Genomic DNA, 6,103 nt, shown 5'->3' with positions numbered 1-6,103 from the left:
GGACAACCTTCCCAATCGGCATTTGCTGTTCTGTGTTCATCGCAGTGGCTCCAGCTTTTTGGCCCATGCCAAGAATGCGGCGCCTGTATTCTGGGGTGGGTTTCCTTTGGCGGTTTCCGATTGGGCGAACGTCAGCCAATCAGTTCGCATGGCATAGTAATCTCGGCTCTTCTCCCTTGCGATGGCGCGGGCCTTGTCTTCTGCCCATTCCGGCAGGGTGATGGATGGCGCGAGCGTGGTCTGGGTCGTCCGAGGGCGGAAGACGACAAGGTCATCGTCCGTGAGTTCCATGCGGTAGAAGGGTGTTTCGTCGTCTTCGATGATCTGCCGAATGTTGAGCCGGAATTTCTTGAGCGGGGCGTTGCTACCAGTCTTTTCTTGCAGCTTTGACAACCGGATATGCCACTTTTTTTGGTTGCCGCAGTGCTTGCGGGCGATCTCATAAATGCGCCGCTCAAGCGGACGGCGCAGGCGAAAATAGCCCTCTGAAATACTTACGACAGCGTTGCTTTCAATCGCGGCCATGAACCAGTCGGAGAGGATCACCTCACAATAGTCGAGGCGTCGGGTTTTACGTTTGACCACGAAGCCGCTGCCAGACTCCAGCAGGGTGAATATCCGTGTTTCCTCGTAGTCGCCGTTGGCAATGTTGGTGGTGAACGTTGTGCCGATCAGCCTTTGAAACGCAGCTTCCAGCCTCTTGTAACTCTTGTCGTCGGTGCGCCGGTTGGTGGCAATCATCAGCTCGCGGGCCGAGAAGCGGACGCGCTTGCCGATTTTTTCGCCCCGGTTCTTTTTGTGCATCAACTGGCTGATGCAGAAGATCAGAATATCCTTGTCGAAGATGGTTGGTAAGCCGTTGCCGGAAGGGACGATTTTGAGGGTATTCTCGCCATTCTGATAGTGGAGGTGGCGCATGTCTGGTTTGGTCGCCAGGGAGAAAATCGGATGCTCCATGGTCGAGGTGTCATCCTTCGGAACCACGTCCGCAATGTCGAGGATGAAGAAGTCTTTTTGAGGGTGTCGGTCGGGGAGCAAGGCCATGATCAAGACATAGCTCAGATTCGCGCCATCAGGAACCCAAAATTCGCGCTATCAGGAACCGATCAGCATTCGCGCCTTTCGGAACCCAGATTCGCGCCTTTCGGAACCCAGATTCGCGCCTTTCGGAACCCTGTGGATAGTTTTCGCTTTCATAGACAAAGAGTTAGAGCCATTTTTGAGGCTGGTAACATACTCCGTAGGTAACACTATTAACACTAGGGGTTTTTGAACTTCATCGTTCGAAATGTCAGTGAAAGACGCCGAGAACGGAAATGCTTCTGCCCCTCAAAGACATCCGTTTTCCTTACGGGGATAGCATGGGTCCACAGATGGCGAGCGTCACTACTCAAAACCAGTAGACTCGCAGATTGGAGGTGTAGCTCCATTTGCTGAGAACGGGTCTGGGAGGCAAACTGCATCACACAGGCCGAGAGAAGGCTCACAGAGGCGATTGTTTCTCCAAAGCAGGGTTGGCAGTCGATATGGGCAGAGATGCCCTGTCCGGGCTGATATTCGTTGATGATGACTTGGTCTGGTACAAGCTGAAAATAGCCTTCGATTGTCAGCCGTTCTGCCAGCTGTTGGAGCAACTCAGGCAGCGGGCCGAGATAGTCTTCCCGCCTGGCCTGCCGCGCTTTGTAGTCGTAGCGATAGCCGTAGTGCTGAACACGCCGCTTCAGATCGGCGCGCCAGGGAGCCGCGTCGATGTCCTGGACGAGCCTGTCGGCTTCGTCCTCCGAGATGTAGTTTTCCAGATAGGTTAGCCCGTCTGGCCACTCATCCTGACGAAATGACAGTTGGGCTGACCGCAAACTAAAGATGCCCTGTACCAACGACTATCCACCGCGTCCGACAGGTTTGATTGGCATATTCAGGTCGTCTTTGCAGCTGCATCATCACCATATGAGAACCTACGACATTGATCCCCTTGTTTCCCATCTGTGCACCAGCTTCTGAGACGAGTTTTTCGTAAAGTGCAGGATCTTCAGCTTTGAGAACCAAACCTGTGTCTTCGCGCCATGCGAACCAGAAATCATCTTCAGGATCGGCTTCTAGCGCGAGCCCGTGAACTGTTGTTTCTGTGGCGTAGAACGGCCATGCGTCTCCGGGTAGCAGCGATTGACCGTTGTCAAACTTGGGAACGATATCTGGTCTGAAATATGGTCGGTTCAGATCAATCAGAGCTTGTTTGCCGATGTTCAAACCATTGGGAAGTTGCACGCAGTGCGTCGGAACTCCCCAATAGAAACCCAATGCAAGAACCACAGAGAGCGTTCCGATTACCAAAAGGGAGCCGAGTCTATCCATAGGCGCTTCGCGCAGGATCCAAGTAGATTTGCCCGCTCAGCGTCCCTGACCAATCGTCAGTTATCGAATACGGTTCACCGGTTTGAACCCCAAGCCGTTGGGGGCCACGCGGTGGAAGGCCGGTACGGCCCCTGAGGTAATTATCGAGGGGTCTGTGGATGTTCTCAAAGATTGTCTCGCCCGGCTCAATGACCTCAATGCCTATGTCGGCAGGGTCGGCAAATTCGTCCCTCAAATAGAAATCAAACGAGCCTTCCACGCTCAGGACACCATGCTGTTCTTCTACGTTCCCTGAAAATTCGCCGCCGATCACCGTATCACCGATACTGAAAACGACACCGGTCATGCCATAGCTGTTGTAAAACGTGTCAGTGAAACTGCCATCGCGTTTCTTTCGAGCTTCTCTGGCAACTTGGTCTTTCAGCTTGCTCTTCACCTGAGCCATGTACTCCTCAACGATTGCGGAAAGATGGCCGGTCTCGCGTACGGTGACGCTTCTACCGTTTCCGCGGTAGTAGTGGTTCACAAAATCCCTGCTACTCCAAGCGGCACCGCCGCCTGAAACGCCCTGCAAGGAGATTTCCATGAATTCCGAGGTCTGTGGGAGGTATGGTTCTGCCGTGCAGCGGCATCCATAATCTTCCCCAGGGTGGCCACCTTCTGGTGGATCGTCCCATGAGAAAACCTGGCCTTCGCGCTCAGCATGAGACGAGCGCACTTTGCCGTCGCGCCGTGTCCGCCAGATGTAATGCGTGGTTGGCTGAGTGTTCTTCGTCTCAAACCGGATCGGTGTTCCCTTGCGCAAATATTGCACAAAGGCTTCCCGATATTCTTGCGGGTCGATCAGAGTCATTGCGCGCGCCAGGTTGTTTGTTCAGCACATCTTTGTGCCGATGAGCGCTTTAGAAATCGTTGACCATGCGTTCGGGTGCTGCCCTTGTTGATGCAACACGCCCTGAAGGGCTCTCAGAGCCCCTCACAGCGCTGTCAGGCGGTTTTATGCCCCCTTGGCAGGGTTGGCCTTAGAAAGCTTGATTTCGGTTGTGTGAGGGTGGCAGGAAATAGCAACGTATGACATTTGTGACAAATGACCCGTAGACTCGATCACACAACCCGCCAATCCATCGCCAAAAAGATGCGCGAAGGCGTCCGCCCGGACGTTTTGGCACGGGAGTATGGCGTCACCGTTCGCACGGTCTATCGCTGTGCGCAGTTCATGCGGGAGATACAGATCGAGCGGGGTAGCAGGACCGAAACGGTGGTCTGTCGTGTGTCGCCTGCGGACCTCGCGCTGTTCGATGAAAAGCTGAAAGAAGCGGGCGTCCGGAACCGGAGTGAGGCGTTGCGCAATGTCATCCGGAATGTGGGTGGTATGGCTGCGCCGGATGCCGAGCTGGCCGAGGCGCTGCATGCCATGAAGGGCGCGCTCAACAGAGTTGGCAACAACGTTTCGCAGATCGCTAGGCGGATGAACGACGCCAAGAACCGAGGGCAAGCCATTCCCTTCAGCGAGGCGGACCATGCGGAGATCTGGCACCTGGCTGGCATGGTGCTCGATTTTGCAGACGAGGTTGCGCTCATGGCTGACGGTCGGCGCAGCACGCTGGAGCTTAAGATTTCTGACGAGCTGAAGGAACTGGCCGAGCGCAGCGTCTAAGCCTGCGCCCTCCCCGCCATATGGGGCGGTCGGGTACCGCCGTCTGCAAATTTCAGTGGACAAATTGGACATTTTGTCTATATTGTGCTTGAGCGAAAGGATGTCCAAATGACCCGTGTGACCGCAACAGAATTTAAGAACAACATCGGCGCTTTCAGCGATGCCGCGATGAGTGAACCTGTGATCATCACCAGCCACCAGCGCGACCGTTTGGTGCTGCTGTCAGCTGAGGAATACCGTCGTTTGACGGGGGTAACAGAGGGTATCAGCGACAGTGACAAGGAACGCATTGCGCGCGGCCTTGAGCGTCATCGCAACACCATCATGGAACTGGCGAATAGATGACGGAACCCAAATGGGTAACGCGCCAGCAGGTTGAGTTCATCCATGAGGCTGTGATCGAGATGGCAGGCGGTGCATCGGGGCTGCGGGACGCTGCTTTGCTAGAGTCCGCCTTGGCGCGACCGCAGAACCAGTACGCCTACGGCGAAACGGACACGTTCCAGCTTGCTGCCAGCTATGCCGAGGCGATTTCCCGCAACCATGCTTTTGTGGATGGGAACAAGCGCACGGCGTTTTACGTGGCCGTCGATTTCCTTGAGCAAAACGGGTTCCAGCTCCAAGCGACCAAAGGTGTTGAACATGCCGAGATGATGGAACAGCTCGGTCAGGGAAAAATCACTCGTGAGCAGGCGGCAGCGCATCTGCGTGAACACTCTCAAGCCATGTCGTGAGCTGCGCAGATCATGCCTCAACCTTTTATGGGGGGCATAAAGGTGTTACCCTTCCAAAAACTAAAAATGTTACGATGTGAAAGGGATAGGGTAACGGGTATGTCACTGTCTGCGTCACAGGCCGCAAAGAAGGTTGGGAAGAGTGTTCCAACAATCACAAGAGCTATAAAAAAAGGAAAATTATCCGCCGCGCCGCGCGAGGGTGGCGGGTGGATCATTGAAGCGTCAGAGCTTTTTCGGGTCTGGCCTGCGGTTTCAGGTGAAAGTGACGTAACCTCACCAATGTTAGGGAATGAAACCCCGCCTGAAACCAGCGCGTTAGAGCGCGAAGTTGAACTGCTGCGGGAGATGCTGGAAGAAACCCGCGCCGACCGTGACAACTGGAAAGACCAGGCGCAGAAGATCACGGCATTGATCGAGGATCAGACCGCGCGAAAGAAGGGGTTCTGGGCGCGTTTTTTGGGCTGACTGCTAACTGCCCTTTTGCTGCAACGTTGCTTGGAGGATTATAACATAGCGATCTGCCATTGCTCGGACGTCTTGATGGGCGAGGTCAATGACTTTTCGGAGCGCCAGAGCGTCCTGCGCTGGCGTGTATCCGTGCTTTTCCATATGAGCCTCGATAGCTGCAACTTTCCCCGCATCACCGGCTAGAAATTCACGGAAATCCTTGGCTGATTTCTTTGCATTGCAGGAGCGGCAAGCAGGGACAAGGTTGCCAAGGCAGTGCAGGCCGAGCGCTGTTTTGTTCAGCGGCACTACGTGATCCATGCTCAATGCTTCCTTTGAGCCACAATAGGCGCAGCGGTTGCCAAAGCTCTCAACGGTACCTTGCCAGTCTTCAGCGCTGAAGTCGTCATCGGAGACGCTTGACAAAAGGTAGCGGACAAAGAGGTTTTGCGCATTTCCGATCGCGTTACGGTGCTTTGGGTTGGGGCTAAGTTTGCTCCCATTTTTGACTGAAGCGACACCCGGTGCCCGCTCTGAATGTGAGCTGATTTGTGCCAAAAGGCCCCGCTGTTCCAAGTATGTTAGGAACAGTGGAAGGCTGTTGCTGGTCGGTGGGTTAAACCACTGACTGGTGACACGGACAGTGACGTCATTAACAGAGTATCTCTTCACCCAGAAGCGCCTACTTTGATCAGGCCCGATTTTTGTAATTGGCTGACAAAATGGGTAGTTAACGTCGAAAGTATCCTTCGAATATCGCGCATCTTGAAGACGGGAAAACTCGGTTGGATCTTGTGTCTCGCAATATTCTAAAATTGCCGGGATACTACGTTGGACAACCTTCCCAATCGGCATTTGCTGTTCTGTGTTCATCGCAGTGGCTCCAGCTTTTTGGCCCATGCCAAGAATG

9 protein-coding genes are annotated in these 6,103 nt (G+C 54.3%); 4 read left to right on the top strand and 5 right to left on the bottom strand.

All coding sequences use genetic code 11. The features are described 5' to 3' along the window. Positions 1–36 precede the first annotated feature (36 nt). The 4 genes from ACOYQJ_RS26055 to ACOYQJ_RS26040 form a co-directional block, all read right to left on the bottom strand. Entirely contained in the window at positions 37–1,044 is a 1,008-nt protein-coding gene (locus ACOYQJ_RS26055) for a replication initiator protein A (protein WP_422908792.1), read from the bottom strand. Between the two features lie 215 nt (positions 1,045–1,259). Then, positions 1,260–1,877, bottom strand: coding sequence for an alpha-ketoglutarate-dependent dioxygenase AlkB (locus ACOYQJ_RS26050; RefSeq protein WP_422908791.1), 618 nt, complete (start codon positions 1,875–1,877; stop codon positions 1,260–1,262). After that, a complete protein-coding gene (locus ACOYQJ_RS26045) occupies positions 1,858–2,352 on the bottom strand; it encodes a hypothetical protein (RefSeq protein ID WP_422908790.1) in 495 nt (164 codons plus the stop codon). Before ACOYQJ_RS26045 ends, ACOYQJ_RS26050 begins: the two co-directional genes overlap by 20 nt. Further along, positions 2,345–3,205, bottom strand: coding sequence for a phage minor head protein (locus tag ACOYQJ_RS26040; RefSeq protein ID WP_422908789.1), 861 nt, complete (start codon positions 3,203–3,205; stop codon positions 2,345–2,347). The genes ACOYQJ_RS26045 and ACOYQJ_RS26040 overlap by 8 nt, the downstream gene beginning before the upstream one ends. Positions 3,206–3,439: 234 nt before the next feature. On the opposite strand from ACOYQJ_RS26040, the gene ACOYQJ_RS26035 reads away from it, so the two are divergent. The 4 genes from ACOYQJ_RS26035 to ACOYQJ_RS26020 all read left to right on the top strand — a co-directional run bounded on the left by ACOYQJ_RS26035 (position 3,440) and on the right by ACOYQJ_RS26020 (position 5,211). Then, positions 3,440–4,009 carry a hypothetical protein gene (locus tag ACOYQJ_RS26035; RefSeq protein ID WP_422908788.1) on the top strand — a complete coding sequence of 190 codons (570 nt, stop codon included), beginning with the start codon at positions 3,440–3,442 and terminating at the stop codon, positions 4,007–4,009. A 108-nt stretch (positions 4,010–4,117) separates the two neighbouring features. Beyond that, complete coding sequence (locus ACOYQJ_RS26030) at positions 4,118–4,354, top strand: type II toxin-antitoxin system Phd/YefM family antitoxin (RefSeq protein ID WP_210880276.1); 237 nt, start codon at positions 4,118–4,120, stop codon at positions 4,352–4,354. Beyond that, the gene (locus tag ACOYQJ_RS26025) at positions 4,351–4,743 is read left to right on the top strand and encodes a type II toxin-antitoxin system death-on-curing family toxin (protein ID WP_422908787.1); all 393 of its coding nucleotides are present in this window, start codon (positions 4,351–4,353) and stop codon (positions 4,741–4,743) included. Before ACOYQJ_RS26030 ends, ACOYQJ_RS26025 begins: the two co-directional genes overlap by 4 nt. Before the next feature lie 99 nt (positions 4,744–4,842). Continuing rightward, entirely contained in the window at positions 4,843–5,211 is a 369-nt protein-coding gene (locus ACOYQJ_RS26020; protein ID WP_422908786.1) for a helix-turn-helix domain-containing protein, read from the top strand. A 3-nt stretch (positions 5,212–5,214) separates the two neighbouring features. On the opposite strand, the gene ACOYQJ_RS26015 is transcribed toward ACOYQJ_RS26020, so the two are convergent. Beyond that, on the bottom strand, positions 5,215–6,103 hold an 889-nt coding region (locus ACOYQJ_RS26015), incomplete at its 5' end, for an HNH endonuclease (RefSeq protein WP_422908785.1).

The sequence above is a fragment of the Pacificoceanicola algae genome (assembly GCF_049341065.1).
GTDB lineage: Bacteria > Pseudomonadota > Alphaproteobacteria > Rhodobacterales > Rhodobacteraceae > Pacificoceanicola.
Note: the sequence above shows the minus strand (reverse complement) of the source record. Positions and strands in the feature narration are given on the sequence as shown.

Excerpts from the sequence above, each read along its gene's own strand:
- ACOYQJ_RS26030 (WP_210880276.1), top strand. The coding sequence starts at position 4,118 with ATGACCCGTGTGACCGCAACAGAATTTAAGAACAACATCGGCGCTTTC.
- ACOYQJ_RS26020 (WP_422908786.1), top strand. The coding sequence starts at position 4,843 with ATGTCACTGTCTGCGTCACAGGCCGCAAAGAAGGTTGGGAAGAGTGTT.
- ACOYQJ_RS26040 (WP_422908789.1), bottom strand. The coding sequence starts at position 3,205 with ATGACTCTGATCGACCCGCAAGAATATCGGGAAGCCTTTGTGCAATAT.
- ACOYQJ_RS26055 (WP_422908792.1), bottom strand. The coding sequence starts at position 1,044 with ATGGCCTTGCTCCCCGACCGACACCCTCAAAAAGACTTCTTCATCCTC.
- ACOYQJ_RS26045 (WP_422908790.1), bottom strand. The coding sequence starts at position 2,352 with ATGGATAGACTCGGCTCCCTTTTGGTAATCGGAACGCTCTCTGTGGTT.
- ACOYQJ_RS26025 (WP_422908787.1), top strand. The coding sequence starts at position 4,351 with ATGACGGAACCCAAATGGGTAACGCGCCAGCAGGTTGAGTTCATCCAT.
- ACOYQJ_RS26035 (WP_422908788.1), top strand. The coding sequence starts at position 3,440 with ATGACCCGTAGACTCGATCACACAACCCGCCAATCCATCGCCAAAAAG.